The 20,435-nt window shown below is 74.1% G+C and carries 11 protein-coding genes; 6 read left to right on the top strand and 5 right to left on the bottom strand.

What is annotated here, in order from left to right:
• Positions 1-21 precede the first annotated feature (21 nt).
• The 3 genes from ABD899_RS12965 to ABD899_RS12955 are packed head-to-tail and all read right to left on the bottom strand — an operon-like array spanning position 22 to position 1,514.
• Positions 22-513, bottom strand: coding sequence for a DUF2505 domain-containing protein (locus ABD899_RS12965; RefSeq protein WP_345206644.1), 492 nt, complete (start codon positions 511-513; stop codon positions 22-24).
• 57 nt (positions 514-570) lie between these two features.
• Positions 571-1,092 (bottom strand): hypothetical protein, encoded by a 522-nt coding sequence (locus tag ABD899_RS12960; protein WP_345206642.1) that lies wholly within the window; start codon positions 1,090-1,092, stop codon positions 571-573.
• Complete coding sequence (locus tag ABD899_RS12955) at positions 1,089-1,514, bottom strand: hypothetical protein (RefSeq protein ID WP_345206640.1); 426 nt, start codon at positions 1,512-1,514, stop codon at positions 1,089-1,091. Before ABD899_RS12955 ends, ABD899_RS12960 begins: the two co-directional genes overlap by 4 nt.
• Before the next feature lie 192 nt (positions 1,515-1,706).
• Between ABD899_RS12955 and ABD899_RS12950 the strand changes: the two genes are divergently transcribed.
• The 6 genes from ABD899_RS12950 (at position 1,707) to ABD899_RS12925 (ending at position 14,832) form a co-directional block, all read left to right on the top strand.
• Positions 1,707-3,290, top strand: a complete 1,584-nt coding sequence (locus ABD899_RS12950; protein ID WP_345206638.1) for a M20/M25/M40 family metallo-hydrolase — start codon at positions 1,707-1,709, stop codon at positions 3,288-3,290.
• On the top strand, positions 3,280-4,701 hold the full coding sequence (locus ABD899_RS12945) for an aminotransferase class I/II-fold pyridoxal phosphate-dependent enzyme (protein WP_345206636.1): 1,422 nt from the start codon (positions 3,280-3,282) through the stop codon (positions 4,699-4,701). Before ABD899_RS12950 ends, ABD899_RS12945 begins: the two co-directional genes overlap by 11 nt.
• Before the next feature lie 168 nt (positions 4,702-4,869).
• Positions 4,870-6,432, top strand: coding sequence for an SLC13 family permease (locus ABD899_RS12940; RefSeq protein ID WP_345206634.1), 1,563 nt, complete (start codon positions 4,870-4,872; stop codon positions 6,430-6,432).
• Positions 6,433-6,512: 80 nt separating this feature from the next.
• Entirely contained in the window at positions 6,513-7,721 is a 1,209-nt protein-coding gene (locus tag ABD899_RS12935) for a hypothetical protein (protein WP_345206632.1), read from the top strand.
• Positions 7,722-8,080: 359 nt separating this feature from the next.
• Positions 8,081-13,021 (top strand): NAD-glutamate dehydrogenase, encoded by a 4,941-nt coding sequence (locus tag ABD899_RS12930; protein ID WP_345206630.1) that lies wholly within the window; start codon positions 8,081-8,083, stop codon positions 13,019-13,021.
• A gap of 329 nt (positions 13,022-13,350) precedes the next feature.
• A complete protein-coding gene (locus ABD899_RS12925; protein ID WP_345206628.1) occupies positions 13,351-14,832 on the top strand; it encodes a sensor histidine kinase in 1,482 nt (493 codons plus the stop codon).
• 97 nt (positions 14,833-14,929) lie between these two features.
• On the opposite strand, the gene ABD899_RS12920 is transcribed toward ABD899_RS12925, so the two are convergent.
• Complete coding sequence (locus ABD899_RS12920; RefSeq protein ID WP_055811177.1) at positions 14,930-15,178, bottom strand: WhiB family transcriptional regulator; 249 nt, start codon at positions 15,176-15,178, stop codon at positions 14,930-14,932.
• 285 nt (positions 15,179-15,463) lie between these two features.
• Positions 15,464-20,224, bottom strand: coding sequence for an FtsK/SpoIIIE domain-containing protein (locus tag ABD899_RS12915; RefSeq protein WP_345206621.1), 4,761 nt, complete (start codon positions 20,222-20,224; stop codon positions 15,464-15,466).
• Between the last annotated feature and the right edge of the window lie 211 nt (positions 20,225-20,435).

Genomic DNA, 20,435 nt, shown 5'->3' with positions numbered 1-20,435 from the left:
AGGCGCGGGGATGCCGGGCGGTCAGCGGGCGAGCCACTCCCGGATGAGCTCGGACTCGATGGCGATCGCCGCCTCGATCGGCTCGGCCGCCGCGCGTTCGATCTTGCCCCCGATGAACGGCACGTGCGCCTTGAGGTCGAGGTCGAGCACCTTGACGGTGGCGCCCCCCGCGGGCTCGAGCCGCAGGGTTCCCTTGAGGGTGAGCGGCGCGCCCTTGACGTGCATGTCGACCGCCGACTCGCGCGAGCCGTCGGCGGCCGGGGCGGACCAGGACTGCACCTCGATGATCGTCAGGTGCTCCCCGACGAAGGACCTCGCGACGTCGGGCAGCCCGTCCGACTTCAGGTGCCGCTCGGTGCGGACCTTCTCACCCGTCGGCCCGCCCATGACGTCGACGCTGAAGTGGTTGGCGTCGTCGGTCGTCGCCAGGCACTTGGCCTCCTGGAAGGCCACGTCGGTGAACAGCGCGTAGACCTCCTCGACGGTCCCGCCCAGCTCCTCGCGCGTCGTCACTCGCACCCTCAAGTCCCTTCGATCGGCGGGCCGGCATCCGGCGGTCCGGCGATCCTCTCATCCGCCACGCAGGTTGCGGGAGACCTCGGCCAGGGTCGTCGTCGACTCACGGAGCACACCGAGCACCCAGTCGCGCCGCCGCCGGTGCTGCGCGAGCACGAGGTCGAGCTCGGCCTGCAACCCGGCCCGGGCCTCCTCACGTTGACGGTCGGATGCCGCGTCGGCCGTCCCGGTGACCCCCCACGCCACCTCGACGCGTCCCTCGCGCACCTCGAGCCCGGCCGCGCGGGCGCGCTCCTCGAGCGCCCGGCCCCGTGCGACGAGGTCGGCGAGGTCGCTCGCGTGGTCCTGGAGCACCCGGCCGACCCGGTCGAGCTCGGCCGCCGTCGCGTCGGTTGCCTCCGCGAGGTCGCCGGTGCGCCGTCGCACCCCGGCGGACGTGCGGCCCGCCCACCCCTCGCCGAGCAGCCGGGATGCCGTGCGCACGCCGGACGCGTGCCGGCCGAGCCGCTCGCCCACGCCGCGCGTCGCGGCGCCGCACGCGGACAGGGATGCCGGGTCGCCCGGCACGACGCTCACGGCCGCCCCTGCCGTTCCGGCTCCGCGGCCGGTGCCGCGGGGGAGGCGGCCGGTGCCGCGGGGGAGGCGGCCGGTGCCGCGGGGGAGGCGGCCGGTGCCGCGGGGGAGGCGGCCGGTGGCGCGGGTGAGGCGGCCGGTGCCGCGGGTGAGGCGGCCGGCGCCCGCGACCACACGGCATCCGTGCCGGGCGGTCTCGTGTACCGGTCGAGGGTGGGGGAGAGGTCGGCCGCGGTCTCCCCGAGGGCCCGCAGCGTGTCAGCGGCCTGGTCGAGCCAGTCGTCGAGCACGCGCTGGGGCCGCGGCTCACCCGTGACGACGAGGCACGCGAGCACGTCGTCCTCGGCTGCCCGGACCCCGTCGCGCAGGGCGGTGAGGCTCTCGACGGCTGCGCGGGCCCGTGCCGGGTCTGGACCGAGGGTCACCCCGCCACTCTAGGGAAGGACCGCCGTCGGACCCCGTCGTCGTCCACAGCCCCCCGGGCCCTCGAGGTTGTCGCCCGTCGCGGTGGCCCGGGGTTGGGTGCCGAGGTGGTCGCCCCGGCAGCCACTTCGGCACCCACGGCGGGAGGCAGCCTCCACGCCCGGCGCCCCGGCGGAGCGGCGTAGGGTCCAAGAGTGGCCACCGACGACCTCACCGACGACCGCAGGGATGGCGTCACCGACCGCCCCAGGAGAGACCGGTCCGGCAGCCTCGAAGGCGCCGGCGGTGGTGCAGCCGGTGCTCGCACCGCCGCGGACCCCAGGTCGGATGCCGGTCCGCGCACCGACGCGGGCCTCGCGGCGGATGCCGTCGCCCTCACCGCCGCGGACCCCAGGTCGGATGCCGGTCCGCGCAGCGACGCGGACCTCGGGGCGGATGCCGTCGCCCTCACCGCCGCTAACCCGGGGTCGGATGCCGGTCCGCGCACCGACGCGGACCTCGGGGCGGATGCCGTCGCCCTCACCGCAGCGCTCGTCGCCATCGACTCGGTCAACCCGGGCCTCGTACCGGGCGCCGCCGGAGAGGCGGCGATCGTCGAGCACCTGCGCACCCGCCTGCGACGCGCCGGCTTCGAGACCCACGTCGTCACCCCGCCCGGCCACCCCGACCGCCCGAGCCTCGTCGCGATCGGACCCCACGGCGCAGCCACCCCTGTGGACAGCACCACGGACGGCACGGGCACACCGGGCCCCACGGTCGTCCTCACCGGCCACCTCGACACCGTCGGGGTCGACGGGATGACCGCGCCGTTCGAGCCCCGCACCGACGGCGACCGGCTCGAGGGTCGGGGTGCCTGCGACATGAAGGGCGGAGTGGCCGCGATCGTCGTCGCCGCCGAGGAGCTGGCTCGTCGAGGGTCGCCGGGCCGGGTCGTCCTGGCCCTCGTCGCCGACGAGGAGGACGCGAGCCTGGGCACCGAGGCCGTGCTCGAGGCGCTGCCCGGCCTCGGGGTGCGGCCCGACGTCGCCGTCATCACCGAGCCGACCTGGCTCGCCCTCGCCGAGACCCTGCGCGGCTACGCCCTCGTGGAGGTCGAGCTCGAGGGACAGGCGGCGCACTCCTCGCAGCCCGACCTCGGGGTCAACGCCGTCGCACATCTTGGCCGCCTCCTCACGGCGGTCGAGGAGCGCGGCCGCGAGGTCGCCGAGCACGGCGGGACGATGCTCGTCACCCTCGCGTCCGGGGGCGAGTCGCCCTTCGTCCTCGCCCGCACGGCACGGGCCCTCGTCGAGCGGCGCACGGTCCCCGGCGAGACCTCGGACGTGGCCCTGTCCGAGGTCCAGCACCTGCTCGTCCACCTCCGACTCCACGACGACACGGTGCGCTCGCGCGCCCGGCTCGTCCTGGCCCGCGACTCCTGGCGGCTCGACGACACCGGCCCCGCGGCCGACCTCGGCCAGGCCCTCGAGACCGCCCTCGCCGTCGGCGCGGCACCCACCGCCGGACCCGTCCCCGCCGCTGAACCCGCATCCGCCGTGCCGGCCGCTGAACCCGCCCCCGCCGTGGGACCCGCCCTCTCCGCCCCGGAACGGTTCCACGCGCCGTACTGGATGGAGGCGCCGCTGTGGCAGGCGGCCGGCATCCCGACCCTCGTCTGCGGACCCGCCGGCGGTGGGCTGCACGCCGCCGACGAGTGGGTGGACCTCCACCAGGTGCGACGGTTCACCGTCGCCCTGACCGACGCGGTCTCGCAGTGGGTGGCCGGCCGTGCCCACTGACCCGCGGCACCTGCGCGGCGTCGCGCCGCTGCTCGACGCCTGGCTGCGCTTCCACGAGGACGCCCCGACCCCCTTCACCATCCCCGGGCACAAGCAGCGCCACGACCTCGTCGGGGACGTCGTCGCGGGCGACGTGCCCCTCTACGCCGGGCTCGACACGATGAAGCTCTCGCGGGGCGTCGTCGCCGAGGCCGAGGGCCGGGCCGCCCGGCTCTGGGGCGCCGACCTGTGCCGCTTCTCCGTCGGTGGCTCGACGCACGGCAACCAGGCGCTCGCGCTCACCGTCGGCCGCCCCGGCGACCGGGTCGTCGTCGCCCGCACCCTGCACCGCTCGATGCTCCTCGGACTCGTCCTCGCCGGCCTCGAACCGGTCTGGGTGCGACCCGAGGTGGATGCCGCGCACGGCCTGCCGCTCGGGGTCACCGCATCCGACCTCGAGGCGGCCCTCGCCGCGGCCCCCGACGCGACGGCCGTGCTCATCGGCGACCCGTCCTACGTCGGGACGGTGGGCGACGTCGGCGCGCTCGCCGCGGTCTCGCACGCGCACGGCATCCCGCTCGTCGTCGACGCCGCGTGGGGTGCGCACTTCGGCTTCCACCCGGCGCTGCCGCCACACGCCCTGGCCGCCGGGGCCGACGCCCTCGTGACGAGCGCGCACAAGACCCTGCCGGCGTGGTCGCAGGGAGCCCTCCTCCTCGCCCGCAGCCGACGGATCAGCCGGGCCCGCTTCGACGCAGCCGTCGATGCCACCGCCACGACGAGCCCGGCCGGCGCCATCCTGGCGAGCATCGACGCCTCGCGCGCCCTCCTCGAGCGCGACGGCGAGGCCCTGCTCGGCCCCGTCGTCGAGGCGGTCGCGGCTGCTCGCCGCCGGCTGGCGCAGCTGACCGGGCTCGTCGTGCTCGACGGGCCCGCTGTCGACCCGATGCGCCTCGTGCTCGTCCTGCCCGGCACCGGCGCCGACGGCAACGAGGTCGAGGCCGACCTGCTCGCCCGGGGGATGCCGGTCGAGATGGCCGACCGCGACACGATCGTCGCGATGGTGACCCTCGCCGACAGCCCGGAGCGGGTCGAGGACCTCGCCGTGGCGCTCGTCGAGTCGGTCCAGGGCCGGCGGGGCAGGCCCCGGCCGGTCGTAGTGTCGGGGGTGTGGGCCGTCGACCCCGTGCCGGCCATGTCGCCGCGCGAGGCCTTCTTCGCCGAGCGCGAGAGCGTGCCGGTCGAGCGGGCCGTCGGTCGGGTGAGCGCCGAGATCGTCGCGCCCTACCCGCCCGGCATCCCGGTGCTCGCCCCCGGCGAGGTGGTGACCGTCGACGTCGTCGAGGCACTGCGGGCGGCCCGGGCGTCAGGCAGCCGGATCGCCTACGCCGCCGACCCGTCTGGCCACACCCTCGACGTCGTCGTCGAGTAGCGCCGGCCGGCGAACCTCCGGTGCGCACGGTTCGGTAGCCCGCGCTGAACCCCCCTGCTGCCGCGGGCCGGGCACCCGACGCGCGCCCGGCATCCCGCGCGACGCCCCCGAGCCGGCATCGGTGGAACCTCGACGAGCGGGACCGTGCCCGGGTCTAGAGTCACGCCCATGAGCCCGGAGGCGACGACCCTCGCCATCCTCGCGCTCGCCGTCGTCGCCTTCGTGTCGAACCGCGTGCCGCTGGGCATCGTCGCCATCGGCGTCTCGGTCTCGTTGTGGCTCACGGGAATCCTCGAGCTCGACGACGCGCTGGCAGGGTTCGGCGACCCGACGGTCATCTTCATCGCGACGCTGTTCGTCGTCGGCGAGGCGCTCGACTCGACCGGGGTCACGGCGTGGGCGGGGGAGCAGCTGCTCGTGCGCGGCGGCGAGGGGCGGGCCCGCCTGCTCGTCGTCGTCTGCCTGCTCGTCGCCGTGCTCACCGCGCTCATCAGCGTCAACGGCGCCGTCGCGGCGCTCATCCCGGTCGTCGTCGTCGTGGCCGCGCGCGCGGGGATGCCGCCGTCCCAGATGCTCATGCCCCTCGCGTTCTCCGCGCACGCCGGCTCGATGCTCGCCCTCACCGGGACGCCGGTCAACATCATCGTCAGCAACGCGGCGCAGGATGCCGGCGCACGGCCCTTCGCGTTCCTCGAGTTCGCGCTGGCCGGCATCCCGCTGCTCACCGGGGCGCTCGTCATCATCGTCGTGTTCGGCCGCCGGCTGCTGCCGCACCGCACGCCCGAGAGCCTGCCCCAGGACCTCGGCGACCTCACGGACGCGCTGCGGGCGCAGTACGCGCTGCCGGAGGGGACCGACCTCGTCGGGGCGACGCGCGGCGTCACCGAGGTCGTCGTCGCGCCGCGCTCGCCCCTCATCGGCCAGCACCTGTTCGCGGGGATGGCCACCCCGAGCGGCGACCTCGTCGTGCTCGCCGTCCAGCGCTCCGGTGACGAGCTGGAGGGCCCCGACGAGCGACTGCGGGCCGGGGACACCCTCCTGCTGAGCGGCAGCTGGGACAAGCTGCAGGAGCACACCTCCGGCGGCGGCGAGGTGCTCGTCGTCGACGACCCGGCCCGGCTGCGTCGCGGCGTGCCGCTCGGGCGCGGGGCCCGGCGGGCCGTCGCGGTCCTCGCCGGGATGGTCGTCCTCCTCGCGACGGGGATCGTGCCCTCGGCCATCGCCGGGCTGTTCGCCGCGTGCGCCGTCGTGCTCACCGGCGTGCTCACCCCGACGCAGGCCTACCGGGCGGTCTCGTGGACGACGGTCGTGCTCGTCGGGGGGATGATCCCGCTGTCGACGGCGTTCACCACGACCGGCACCGCCGACCTCATCGCCGGCCGGCTGCTCGACGTCGTCGGGTCGGCGTCGCCGCACCTCGCGCTGCTCGCCCTGTGCCTGATCACGATGCTGCTCGGGCAGCTCATCAGCAACACGGCGACGGTGCTCATCATGACGCCGATCGGGGCGGTCGTCGCGCTCGACCTCGGCGCCTCACCGCTGCCGTTCATGATGGCGCTCGGGATCTCGGGGGCGGCGTCCTTCCTCACCCCCGTCGCCACCCCGGCGAACACGATGATCCTCGAGCCGGGGGGCTACCGCTTCGGCGACTACTGGAAGCTCGGCCTGCCCCTCCTCCTGCTCTTCCTGGCGGTGGCGGTGCTGTGGGTCCCCGTCGTGTGGGGGTTCTGAACGTGCCGGCTCTCGTCCGACGCACCCGGCCTCGAGTGCACCCGTGGTTGGATCAGCCAACCGTTCCCTGAGGAGACCCCATGAACCCGATCGTGGCCTTCGTCGTCGTCATGGCGGTGTGGACGGTGAGCGAGTACGTCGCGCGCAAGACGAAGTCGCTGCTCTCGTCGCTGTTCGTCGCGTCGATCATCTTCCTCGTCGGGTTCCTCACCGGCATCTTCCCCGACGACCTGCTGGCCAGCTCGTCGCTGCTCGCGCTCGCCGGCGTCGTCGTCGGGTTCATCATCGTGCACCTCGGGACGATGATCAGCCTCGACGACTTCAAGAAGCAGTGGAAGACCTTCCTCATCGGCTTCTCGACCGTCGTCGGCATCGGGGTCGCGCTGTGGGTCGCGAGCCTGCTCTTCGGTGGGCGGATCTCCGGCTCGGCCGCCGACGGCTACGCCCAGGCGCTCGACTTCGTCGTCGCGGGCACCGGGGCCCTGAGCGGCGGCACCATCTCGGTCATCATCGTCCAGGAGGCCGCCCTCGGCGTCGGCCTGACGGCGATCGCGGTCTTCCCGGTGCTCATCGCCGCCCTCCAGGGCCTCGTCGGCTTCCCGCTCACCTCTCTCATCCTGCGCAAGGAGGCGGCCCGGCTGCGGGACGAGTACCGCGCCGGGAACCTGGCGCCGGCCGAGGAGGTCGGCGAGGAGGCCGCCTCCGCGTCGATGCTCCCCGCCGCGTTCCTCAACACCCCCGGCACGCTGTTCGTCGTCGGGCTCGTCGTGCTCGCCTCGCTCGGCATCAACAACCTGACCGACGGCATCCTCAACACCTTCGTCGTGGCCCTCGTCTTCGGGATCGCGCTGCGCACGAGCGGGGTCTTCAAGCCGTCGGTGCTCGCCGGCATCGACTCCTTCGGCCTCATGATGCTCGCCATCATGATCCTCGTCTTCGGCCCGCTCGCGACCGTCGAGCCGGCAGACGTCAAGGCGCTCGCCCTCCCCCTCCTGCTCGTCTTCGTGTTCGGCGTCGCCGGGATCACGGGGTTCTCGGCCCTGGTCGGCAAGCTGCTCGGCTACAGCATCCCGATGTCGATCGCGATCGGGCTGACCTCGCTCTACGGGTTCCCCGGCACGATGATCCTGTCGCAGGAGGCGGCCAAGGGGGCCGGGGAGAGTCCCGAGGAGGTCGCCGCGATAGAGCAGTCGATCCTGCCGAAGATGATCGTCGCCGGGTTCTCGACGGTCACGATCACCTCGGTCGTCGTGACGAGCATCATCGCGGGGCGGATCGGGGCCGGCTGACGGTGCACCCGCGAGCAGCCGGTCGGGTCGACCGGCAGGTGCGCGGATCCGCGAGCGGTGTCACCTCGATCCGGCAGGAGCCCCGCCCGGCGCGGGTGCCGCGCCGGAGGGCGGCGCCGTGCAGCTCGGTGAGGAGGAGCATCGAGCCGGAGCCGCGCCCGGTCCGCTGGCTGCATGGCGTGCCGGGCGCCTACACCACGACCGGTGCAGTGCCGCCTGGTGCGGAACCGTCTCGCCGACGAGACACCTGCCCGGCCGCCACCCGTCGGCCGGCGCTCGCGAATGGCTAGGCTCGGGGCGGGCACGACGGCGTGCCCCGCCGCCCCCGGTGAGTAGCGACGAAGGAGTGCCACCGCGCCATGTCGACCGCCCAGGCCCGCAGCCGTGAGGACGTCCTCGCCGAGATCGCCACCGCGTTCGAGGAGGCCGCTCCGGACGGCGGGGGACCGACGTTCGTGCACCGCTACTTCCGGCACGTGCCCCTCGACGAGCTCCTGTCGCGCACCCCGGACATCTACGCCGGCGCGGCCGCGAGCCACCTCGAGCTCGCTGCGACCCGGCTGCCGGGCGTCTCCAACGTGCGCGTGTACAACCCGAGTACCGAGACCGACGGCTGGTCCAACGCACGCACCGTCATCCAGGTCGTCACCGACGACATGCCCTTCCTCGTCGACTCGGTCACCGGGGCCCTCGTCGGCGCCGGCATCGACATCCACCTCATCGTGCACCCGCAGCTCGTCGTGAGCCGTGACGCCCTCGGCGGCCTCGAGGAGGTCCTGGACCGCGACGTCACGGGCAAGAAGGCCAAGGGGGCCCTCGGCGAGCTCGCCGAGTCGTGGATGCTGCTGTCCATCGACCGCGAGAGCGACGAGAAGCGCCGGGCCCACCTCGAGCGGGTCGTGCGCGAGGTCCTCGAGGACGTCCGCCAGGCCGTCGAGGACTGGCCGCGGATGCGCAGCAAGTGCCTCGTCGTCGCGGCCGAGCTCGAGGGCACGCCCCCGGAGGGCGTCGACGCCGACGAGACCGCGCTCGCCATCCGCTTCCTGCGGTGGATGGCCGACAACCACTTCACCTTCCTCGGCTACCGGGACTACACCCTGCGGATGACCGACGCCGGCGAGGTCATCGAGCCGGTCACCGGCTCGGGCCTCGGCCTGCTGCGCTCCGACCCGCCGCTCGGCAAGGAGCCCGACGTGCTCTCGGCCCAGGCTCGTGCCAAGGCCCACGAGCCGAACATCCTCGTGCTCACGAAGGCCAACTCGCGCTCGACCGTCCACCGCGTCGCACACCTCGACTACGTCGGCGTCAAGCAGTACGACGAGGAGGGCAACGTCATCGGCGAGCGCCGGTTCCTCGGCCTCTACGCGTCGACCGCGTACACCGAGTCCGTCATGCGCGTGCCGCTCGTCGCCGAGAAGGTGCACGGCGTCCTCGAGCGCTCGGGGGTCGCCCCCGACAGCCACACCGGCAAGGACCTCATCGGGGTGCTCGAGGGCTACCCCCGCGACGAGCTCATCCAGGCCAGCGTCGAGCAGCTCTACGAGACGGCGATGGCGGTCACCCAGCTCCAGGAGCGCCGCCGCACCAAGCTGTTCATCCGCGAGGACGACTTCGGGCGCTTCGTCTCCTGCCTCGTCTACATCCCGCGTGACCGCTACAACACCGGCGTGCGCGTCAAGATGGCCGACCTGCTCAAGGACACCTTCGGCGGCGAGTCGGTCGAGTTCTCGGCCCGGGTCAGCGAGTCCGCCCTGTCGCGCCTGCAGTTCGTCGTCCGGGTGGCCAAGGGCAAGCGGGTGCGCACGCTCGACCGCGCCGAGCAGGACGCCCTCGAGCAGCGCCTCGTCGAGGTGAGCCGCACGTGGTCCGACCGCCTCGGTGACGCCCTGCGCACGGCCCACGGCGAGGAGACCGGCGACCGCCTCATGGACCGGTTCGGTCGCTCCTTCCCGACGGCCTACGAGGAGACGTTCACCGTGCGGCAGGGCGTGGCCGACCTCGCCCACCTCGACCGGCTCGGGCCCGGGCGGGGCACGAGCGTCGCCCTCTACCGGCCGGCCGACGCGCCCGCCACCATCCGGCGCTTCAAGCTCTTCCGCGTCGACCCGCTCTCGCTCACCGACATCCTGCCGATCTTCAGCCACATGGGTGTCGAGGTCGTCGACGAGCAGCCCTTCGAGATCGACCGGGCCGACGGCACGACCCTGCACGTCTACGACTTCGGCCTGCGGGTCAAGGATGCCGCGATCTGGGAGGAGTGCCCGCACGAGCGGCTGCGCGACCTGTTCGAGGGTGCGGTGTCGGCGGTCTGGGACGGCCGCGCCGAGTCCGACGGCTTCAACCGGCTCGTCCTCGCCGCCCAGCTCACCTGGCGCCAGGTCGTCGTGCTGCGCACCGTCGCCAAGTACCTGCGCCAGACCCGCGCCACGTACTCCCAGGACTACCTCGAGGACGCCCTCGTCTCGCACCCTACGATCGCGCGTGACCTCGTCGAGGTCTGGCAGGCGCGCTTCGACCCCGACCGGGGTGCCGGGCAGCCGGCTGGCGCTCCCGCCGCCGGGTCCGACGGTGCCGGCGCGACGGCATCCGGTGCCTCGACCGACGAGGAGGCGGCCGCGACCCGGGTGCTCGACGCCCTCGACGACGTGTCCTCGCTCGACCACGACCGCATCATCCGGGCCTTCCTCGGCGTCATCCGGGCCGGCCTGCGGACGAACTTCTACCAGCACGGCGCGGACGGCGCCGAGCACAAGCCGTACGTCTCGCTCAAGCTCAACCCCAAGGCGGTGCCCGACCTCCCGGCGCCGCGGCCGCAGTTCGAGATCTGGGTCTACAGCCCTCGGGTCGAGGGCGTGCACCTGCGCTTCGGACCGGTCGCCCGCGGCGGGCTGCGCTGGTCGGACCGGCGCGAGGACTTCCGCACCGAGATCCTCGGGCTCGTCAAGGCGCAGATGGTCAAGAACGCCGTCATCGTCCCGACCGGGTCCAAGGGCGGGTTCTACGCCAAGCAGCTGCCCGACCCCGCGCTCGACCGCGAGGCCTGGCTGGAGGAGGGCAAGGCGGCGTACCGGATGTTCATCTCGGGCCTGCTCGACATCACCGACAACCGGGTCTCCGGCGCGATCGTGCCGCCGGAGCGCGTCGTGCGCCACGACGGCGACGACCCCTACCTCGTCGTCGCGGCCGACAAGGGGACGGCGACCTTCTCGGACATTGCGAACGGGGTCGCCCAGTCGTACGGCTTCTGGCTCGACGACGCGTTCGCGTCGGGCGGCTCGGCGGGGTACGACCACAAGGCGATGGGCATCACCGCGCGCGGCGCGTGGGAGTCGGTCAAGCGGCACTTCCGCGAGATGGGCGTCGACACCCAGTCGCAGGAGTTCACCGTCGTCGGCATCGGCGACATGAGCGGCGACGTGTTCGGCAACGGCATGCTCCTCTCGGAGCACATCCGGCTCGTCGCGGCCTTCGACCACCGGCACGTCTTCATCGACCCCGACCCGGTTGCCGGGCCGGCGTTCGCCGAGCGCACACGGCTCTTCGGGCTGCCGCGCTCGTCCTGGGACGACTACGACCGCTCGCTCATCTCGACCGGCGGTGGCGTGTTCGCGCGCACCCTGAAGTCGGTCGACATCACGCCCGAGATGGCCACGGCACTCGGCCTCGACCCGGGCGTCACGACGATGACCCCGGCCGAGCTCATCCACGCCATCCTGCTCGCGCCGGTCGACCTGCTGTGGAACGGCGGGATCGGCACCTACGTCAAGGCCGCGACCGAGGACCACCTCTCGATCGGTGACCGTGCCAACGACGCCATCCGGGTCGACGGCGGGGAGCTGCGGGTCAAGGTCGTCGGTGAGGGTGGCAACCTCGGTCTGTCCCAGCTCGGCCGGATCGAGGCGGCGCTGAACGGGGTGCGCGTCAACACCGACGCCATCGACAACTCCGCCGGCGTCGACACCTCCGACCACGAGGTCAACATCAAGATCCTCCTCGGCGAGGTCGTCCGTGGCGGCGACCTCACGACGCAGGAGCGCAACGAGCTGCTCGCGTCGATGACCGACGACGTCGCCCAGCACGTGCTGCGCGACAACTACGAGCAGAACGTGCTCCTCGGCAACGCCCGGGCGCAGGAGCTGTCGATGGCCAGCGTCCACGAGCGCCTCATCCACTGGCTCGAGGACCGCGGCGACCTCGACCGTGGGCTGGAGTTCCTGCCGAGCGACGCCGAGATCGAGAAGCGCGTGCACGACCGCCTCGGGCTGAAGTCGCCGGAGTTCGCGGTGCTCGTCGCCTACGCGAAGCTCGCCCTCAAGGAGGACATCCTCGCGAGCTCGATCCCGGACGACCCGTACTTCGCGAGGACCCTCGGCGAGTACTTCCCGCCCCCGATCCGCGAGCGCTACCCCGACGAGCTCGCAGCGCACCCGCTGCGGCGCGAGATCGTCACCAACTCGGTCGTCAACTCGATGGTCAACCGCGGCGGGATCACCTTCGCCTACCGGGCCACCGAGGAGGCCGGCGCGACGTCGGAGCAGGTGACCCGGGCGTTCGTGGTCTGCCGGGAGGTCTTCGGCCTCGCCGACTTCGTGCGCCGCGTCGAGGAGCTCGACAACGTCGTGCCGACGGCGGCCCAGACCGGCCTCTACCTCGAGTTCCGGCGGCTGCTCGACCGTTCGGTGCGGTGGTTCCTCACCTCGCGGCCCTCGACGCTCGACATCGGAGCGGAGATCGAGCGCTTCTCCGCCATCGTGCACGAGCTCGGCCCGCAGGTGCCGACGCTGCTGCGCGGCGACGAGCGCCGGCGCCTGGAGCGCAAGGCGTCGGAGTACATGAAGGTCGGCGTGCCCGAGGACCTCGCCGTGCACGCCGCCTCCCTCCTCGACTGGTACTCGTTGCTCGACATCATCGACATCGCCGCCGACACCGGCCGGCAGCCGACCGACGTCGCCCCGCTGTACTACCTCGTCTCGGAGCGGTTCGGCATCGACTCGATGCTGACCAAGGTGACCCGCCTGCCGCGCGACGACCGGTGGGACGCCCTGGCCCGCGGGGCGCTGCGCGACGACCTGTACTCCGTGCTCGAGTCCCTGACCCGGTCGGTCATCGAGGTCGGCGGCGACGCCGGCCCGGAGCCGGCCGAGCAGTGGGCCGCCTGGGAGAGCGCCAACCGGGAGTCGATCCAGCGCAGCCGGACCGCGCTGTCGGCGATCCGTCGGCTCGAGAGCCCGAACATCGCGGCGCTGTCGGTGGCGCTGCGCACGCTGCGCTCCGTCATCCGCGTCGGCGCCTCCTCCTGACTTATTGCACATCACCCACGTTCCGCGGTCCCCTCGGGCGCCGCGGGCGTGGGGAATGTGCAACAAGTCGAGGCGCGGGGGAGGGGAGTGGGCGCTCTTCCGGGCGGTGGGCACCCGGCATCCGCTGTGGGCGCCCGGCATCCGGGCGGTGAGTGCGACGGCGGTGGGCGCCCGACATCCGTGCGTTGAGGGCGGCGAGCGGTGGCACCCGGCATCCGGGCGGTGGGTGCCCGGCATCCGGGCGGCGGGTGCCCGGCATCGGGGCGGTGGGCGTGACGGGCGGTGGGTGCCCGGCATCCGGTGTCGGACGGTGACCTAGGCTCCTGCCCGTGAGCACCCTGGCCGAGATGCTGCGCGAGACGACGACCCTCGAGCCGGCGGAGTCGGAGTGGCTGCACCTGCTGGCCGGCGACTGGCAGCTCATCGCGGACCTGTCCTTCGCCGACCTCGTGCTCTGGGTGCGCGGCGGCCTCGACGGGTGGCGGGCGGTGGCCCACGTGCGGCCGAACACCGGGCCGATGGTGTTCTACGACGACATCGTCGGCAGCTCCTCGAGCCGCTCGCGGGCAGCGATGCTCGACGAGGCGGCGAAGTCGCACCGGCTCGTCGCGAAGTCGACGCCGACGTTCCGTGACGACATCGCGATCCGCGAGGATGCCGTGCCGGTCGTCCACGCGGACCGCGCCATCGCGGTCGTCACCCGCCACATGAACCTCACCGCGGGGCGGACACCGAGCCGTCTCGAGCTGACCTACCGCGACCTCGCGGACTCGATCATGCGGATGGTCGCCGCGGGGGAGTTCCCCTCGACGTCCGCCCCGACGGGGATGCGCCGCGGCGCGCCGCGCGTCGGGGACGGGGTCATCCACCTCGACGCCGAGGGGGTCGTCAAGTACGCGAGCCCGAACGCCGTGTCGGCGGTGCACCGGACGGGTCACGTCGGCGACGTCGTCGGCGAGGTCCTCGCCCAGATCGTCGCGGACGTCGCCGCCCGCGGTGGAGGCAACGTCGACGAGTCCCTGGCGGTCGTCGCGACCGGGAGGGCGGCCTGGCGCTCGGAGGTGGAGACCGAGAGCGCGACGATCACCCTGCGGGCCATCCCGCTCACCATCGGTGGGGTGCGCACCGGGGCGATGGTGCTGCTGCGCGACGTCTCCGAGCTGCGCCGGCGCGAGCAGGAGCTGCTCACCAAGGACGCCACCATCCGCGAGATCCACCACCGGGTGAAGAACAACCTGCAGACCGTGGCGGCGCTGCTGCGGCTGCAGGCCCGCCGGGTGACCGACGACGCCGCGCAGGCCGCCCTCGAGGAGGCCGTGCGCCGGGTCGGGACGATCGCGCTCGTCCACGAGACCCTGAGCCAGGGCTTCGACGAGACGGTGAACTTCGACGAAATCGCGGTCCGCGGGCTGCGGGCCGTCGTCGAGGTGGCGACGCGCGAGCACCGCGTCGACTCGACGTTCACCGGCAGCTTCGGCCGGATGCGCGCCGAGGACGCGACCGCGCTCGCGATGATCATCTCCGAGCTCGTCCAGAACGCCGTCGAGCACGGGCTGGCCGACCGCGACGGCACTGTCGTGGTCTCGGCGACCCGCGAGACGCTCGAGGACGGTGAGGACCAGCTGACCGTCGTCATCACCGACGACGGTGCGGGCCTTCCGGCGGGCTTCCGGCCGGTGCTCGCCGGGCTCGGCACCCGGATCGTGACCTCGCTCGCCGCGGACCTGCGCGGGCGCATCCGGTGGTCGAACAACGAGCCGGCCGGCACGCGGGTGGAGTTCGTCGCCCGGCTGCGTCCGCTCAGCCGGTAGCACCCGGGGTCCGGTCGGCGTGCGTACGGGGGTCGGCCGACACGACCGCCGGGACCCGGATCGCGGTGATCCGGGGGAGGGGCGTGCGGGGTGGGGTTCAGCCGGCGCGGCGGGCGCGGGCGTTGCGGCGCTTGAGGGCGCGGCGCTCGTCCTCGGACATGCCACCCCAGACGCCGGCGTCCTGACCGGACTCGATGGCCCACTTCAGGCAGGTGTCGATGACCTCGCACCGGCGGCACACGGCCTTGGCCTCCTCGATCTGAGCGATCGCCGGGCCGGTGTTCCCGATGGGGAAGAACAGCTCGGGGTCCTCGTCGAGGCAGGCAGCGCGGTCGCGCCAGTCCATGGAAGGTGCTCCTTGTTGCGGGGATACTGCGGTCGGGTCGAGCGCCTGCGGAGGGGTGGTGCGGACGCCCGCTGGGTGCGTCGTCGCAACCGAGACGGACGTCCACAGCACAGACGTCCGTGGGGCAACACTACCCGGCCGGGTTGAATCCGTGAAGGTTTGTCGACGTGACCGTCCCGACAGTTGGACGGCCGTCTCAGGTGTCCGCAAGGGCTCAACGAGCCCGGCCCCGGTGCGTGTTCCCGTGGTCGGCTCACTACGCTGGATGCCGTGCCAGACCCCTCCTCACGCGGCCCCCGCCGCCTCGCCGCGGCGCTCATCGGGGTGCAGGCCGTCGTCCTGGTCGGGTTCGCGGCGTTCTACGTCTACGAGCTCGCGATCGGCGAGGGAAGCGACGCGACGCGCGTCGTCATGTCCGCGCTGCTCATCCTGCTGGGCGGAGTGGGACTGGCCGCTGTCGCGCGGGGCTGGCTCGGCGATGCTGCCTGGCCGCGGACCCCGACGATCGTGTGGAGCGCCCTGCTCCTGCCCGTCGGGTGGGGGCTCGTGCAGGGGACGCGAGTCGTCGCGGGCTGGCTCGTCATCGGGCTGGCCCTCGTGACCGGGCTCACGGCGTTCGCCGCCCGAGTCCCGGACGCCGAGGTCGTGCCCGGGCCCGGCACCGACGACTGACCCGTCCGCGAGGAGCACCTGGAGCTCCACGGGCCCACCACCTCCCCGGACGAGCAGCCCGCGTCCCGGGAGCCTCGGTGGTGTCGTGGGGACGCGGACCCCGAGCACGTCGCCGTCGCCCGGGGACGGCATGAGCAGGATGCCGGAGCGGTATCGGGCGATCTCGACGTCCAGTCCCCGGAAGCGCGTGACGAGCGCGGAGGTCGAGGTCGTGACGACCACGAGGCCCGGGTCGCGGTCGGCCAGCCCGACGATCTCGTGCAGGACGGGCTGCACGGGCGCCTTGGGAGCCAAGCGATCGGCGTCGTCGACGAGCACGACGAGGTCGGGGTGCCGGCGGCGGAGTGTGACGAGGCGCTCGGCCTCGTCCGGCGCCAGGAGCGTGGCCCCCGGCGCCCACGTCGTGCCGTCGGCTGCTGGCGCGCCGGTGACGACGGCAACGGGACGCCGTGCGGCCGATGCCGCCTCGGCGAGGACCCGGAGGGTGTTCGTGCGACCCGAGCCGGGTGGCCCGACCACGAGCAGCCGACGGCCGATCTCGTCGGGGTGCCACGACCACACGGCGTGGTCCGGGCTGAGCAGCCCGATGCCGGGCAGCGCGTCTCCCGAGCCGGGCCGGTGGGAACGGGAGCCGAGTCCGGGTCGGTCGGTGTGGGGGCCTGCGTCGGGCCGGTCGGAGCGGGAGCCGAGTCCGGGTCGGTCGGTGTGGGGGCCGGCGTCGGGCCGGTCGGACGACCAGGCCGAGGCGGGTCGGCCGGCGTCGCCCAGCGCCTCGGACCGCCGTGCGACAGGTGGCAGGGCCCGCCAGCGCCACGCTCCGCGACGGTGAGGCCCGGCTCCCCACCCCGCGGCGAGCGCGCCTGCGTCGCCGGGTGCCGATGCCACGAACTGGGCTTCGCGCTTGTCCCGCACCCGGACGGCCCGGCCGGGGGGTGGGTCGTGGGGGAGGTCTGCGCTGCGAAGGCCGGTGAGGGCGGCGTCGAGCGGGTCGACCGTGCCGAGCAGGAACGTCGGGCCGCCGAGGCCGGTCCACCGTGGCTGGAGCAGGGAGCGCGCGCCGGACACAGCGCCCACGACACCGACGGAGCAGCCGTCGCGAAGGATCGCGACGAGGGTGGCGAGCACTCCGTCGGGGTCACCTGCCGGCTGGGCCTCGACGAGCTGCTCCCACCCGTCGACGACGACGAGCACGGTCGGAGGGTGCGGTCCTGTCTCGGCAGCGCCCTCGCCGCGGTCCGGGACGCGCCGAGCGCCCGTCCGCCGACAGTCGACCTCGTGCCGCAGGTGGTCAGCGAGGCTCGGGAGCCCCCGGAGGTCGTCTGGACCGATCCGGGTGCCGAGGTGGGGGAGCTGCTCGAGGTCGGCGAGGGCCGCCGTGGGGTCGAGCACGTGGACGTGCAGCTCGGCCGGACCCAAGTGGGCCGCCGCGGAGAGGACGAGGGAGCGCAGGGCGGTCGAGCGTCCGCTCCCGGGCCGTCCGCACAGCAGCCAGGGCCCGTCGGACGCGGACCACTGCAGCGGCGAGACGCGTTGCAGGTCCGGCTCGTCGACGAGCCCGACCGCGGCAGTCGCGCGAACGGCATCCACGGTCGGGCTGCCAGCCGCCTGCAGGAGAGCCGACCGAGTCACCAGCGTCGGCAGGGGCGGCAGCCACGGACGCCGCGGATCCGGCCCGCCCCGGCGCCGGTGGGCGGCCACGACGGCAGCCACCACCGGGGGCCGGGCCCCCGAGAGCCGCCGGCGGCTCTCGGGCGCCGCCCGGTACCCGGAGGAGGCGCCGGACGCTCTGTCGCTGGAGTCGCCGACAGCCGCCGGAGCGCCCGGGCGGCGTAGCGTGAGCGAGGGCCCAGGTTCGACGCAGGCCTCCTCGACCGTGGCGGCGTGGAAGGCCACGAGCGAACCGTCACCGCCGCGGCACAGACCGCGGCCGGGCGTCGCTGACCGGAGCAGTGCCGCCCCAGGGTCCTCGAGCACGTCGATCGAGTCGGCCCGGTCACGGACCCGGAAGGCGATGCGCAGGTTGACGTTGGCCTGCACCTCGGCCGTGACGGCTCCTGCGGGACGTTGGGTCGCGAGCACGAGGTGGACACCGAGGGACCGGCCGAGCGCCGCCAACCTGATCAGGCCGCTCACGAACTCTGGGACCTCGTCGACGAGGGCTCGCAGCTCGTCGATGACGACGACGAGACGGGGGACCTGCTCCCTCTCGGCCCGCGGCTGTGCTCGGTAGGCGTCGAGGTCGCTCGCGCCGACCGCGGCGAACAGGCGCTCCCGGCGTCGCAGCTCTGCCCCGAGGGACGCGAGCGCCCGCGTGACGAGGTGCTCGTCGAGGTCGGTGACGAGGCCGACGACGTGGGGCAGGTCGGAGCAGCCCCCGAAGGCGGCACCACCCTTGAAGTCGACGAGCACGAAGGTGAGGTCATCGGGTGGGCAGGCGACCGCGAGCGAGGTGACGAGGGTTCGGAGGAACTCGGACTTCCCGGAGCCGGTCGTGCCGCCGACGAGCACGTGTGGCCCGTCCCGACGCAGGTCGACCGTGAAGGGGCCGTCGGCGCCCACCCCCACGACCGCGCGGGGACCCGCACCCGCTTCGCCGCCGGCGTCCCACCGGGCCAGCACCTCATCGGCGTCGATCCGCTCGGCACCCAGCGCCTCGGCCAGGGGAAGGACGAGCGGCCACCGGCCACCGACCCCGCCGTCACGGACCCGGAGCGGCGCCAGGGCTCGTGACACCCGGTCACCCCACCACGGGCCGACGAGGTCGAGGGTGACCCGGAGCGTGTCGCCGTCGCACTCGAGTAGGTACTCACCGTCGTCGGACCTCGAGATGACCGCCCCGCAACCGCTGGGCACGCTCGCCCGGTCACCGACCGTCACGAGCACGAACGCGCCGGCGTCCCGGGCCCGCGCCACGAGCGCCGCGACGTCGGCGTCACGGGACACGCCGCCGGCTGCCGGAACGACCAGCACGCGGGAGGCGGATGGGGCGGCGGTGGGCCCGCCCGGGTGCTGCGCCGCTTGTTCCCCCGCCGCGCCGACCGGGCCGGGCGAGCCCCGTGCCCGACCTCCGCGCGCGAGCAGCTCGCCCATGTCGGTGGCGTGCGGCATCCGGGACACCCACTGCCACGACGGGTCCACCCACGCCATGGCGACGTTCAGAGCGTGTGGGGGATGGGCGGTGCACAGCTGGCCGATGAGGGCCGTGAGCAGGCGCCGCGTCGTCTCGGCACCACCGACGACGGCCAGCGCGCCCGCCTGCCCCAGGTCGACGGTGACCGGCACCCCGTCGGCGAGCGGGCACGTCGTGCGGGTGCCCTCGGCCCAGCGCACTCTCGTCGGCACGGCCCCGAGGCCGATCCGCAGGCGCATCCCGGCCCCACCGGACCACAGACCCGGGAGCCTGTGCTCGGCAGTCGTCACCACCACGTGCGGGTCGGGATGGGTGTGGTGGAGCCGAGCCGCTTCGTGCGCGAGGGCCTGCTCCAACCGTGTCCGGGCCGCACGCACGGCCTGGGCGTGAACTTCGACCGCGCGGCGATGGGCGCGTCCAGCACCCCACCGATCGCCGAGCGCCGTGGCCACGAGGACGACGGGCCCGAAGGCCGCGAACAGCAGCAGCTGGGGGCCGAGCAGGAAGGCCAGCGCCACCGCGACCGGCACTGGCGCGATCGCCGCCACCCAGGGGATGCGCGTGCGGTGGCGCTCCGGGGGTGGTTGCGGGCACTCGACCTCGACCGGCGCGGTGAGGGGGGTGGCAGTGGCCGAGGGGCGGACGACGAGGGTGCCGTCGCCCGCCGGCGTTTCCGGCAGGCCGTGCCCGGCCGACCGGCGGATGCGCAGCGTCGTGGAGCCGAGCACGATCGTCGACCCGGCGTCGACCACCGTGACCCCGTCGACCCGCGAGCCGTCGACGAGCACCCCGTTCGTCGAGTCGACGTCGCGGACCGTCACCCCGGCCGGCCCCACCTCGAACACCGCATGGACCCGGCTCAGGCCCTCGTCGGCCAGGTCGAGCCCGGTGCCGGTGGCGCGCCCCACGACGAGGCCGGGCGGGACCAACGGACGGGACCGGCCGGCATCCGGCCCGCTCGCCGCGACGAGCTCGAGCACCCCGCCTGTCCCACGTCGACCCACGGGCAGGACCGGGCCACCCACGACGGTGACCGACGCGCCGTGCAGGAGCGGCGGCATCCCCACGAGCCCGTGCGGGTCGACGGTCACACCGCGCGAGCTCAGGCCCGGCACCGGTTCACCGAGGTGGTCGCCGAGCGCGGCGCACAGGTCGGCGGCGGAGTGCTCACCGACCCACTCGACGACGACGTCGACCGGGAACGGCCGCCGTCGCGGCACGTGCACGGTCAGGGTCATCTCCATGGCGGCCACCGTAGGGACGGCCTCCGACGCCCGCGCCTCGTTGTCCACAGGCCCACGCTCGTCGCCCGGTGCCGCGAGGCGTCGTCCACAGGCGAGGTGTCGCGACTCGCTCGTCCACAGCCTTCGCGCTCGGGATGCGCGGGCCTCGGGTCTCGGGTCTGCTGGCCCCACTCGTCGGGCGGAGGCGCTCGACCGCATCAGGAGGGACTGG

Source organism: Fodinibacter luteus, from assembly GCF_039541575.1.
Classification (GTDB): domain Bacteria; phylum Actinomycetota; class Actinomycetes; order Actinomycetales; family Dermatophilaceae; genus Fodinibacter; species Fodinibacter luteus.
Note: the sequence above shows the minus strand (reverse complement) of the source record. Positions and strands in the feature narration are given on the sequence as shown.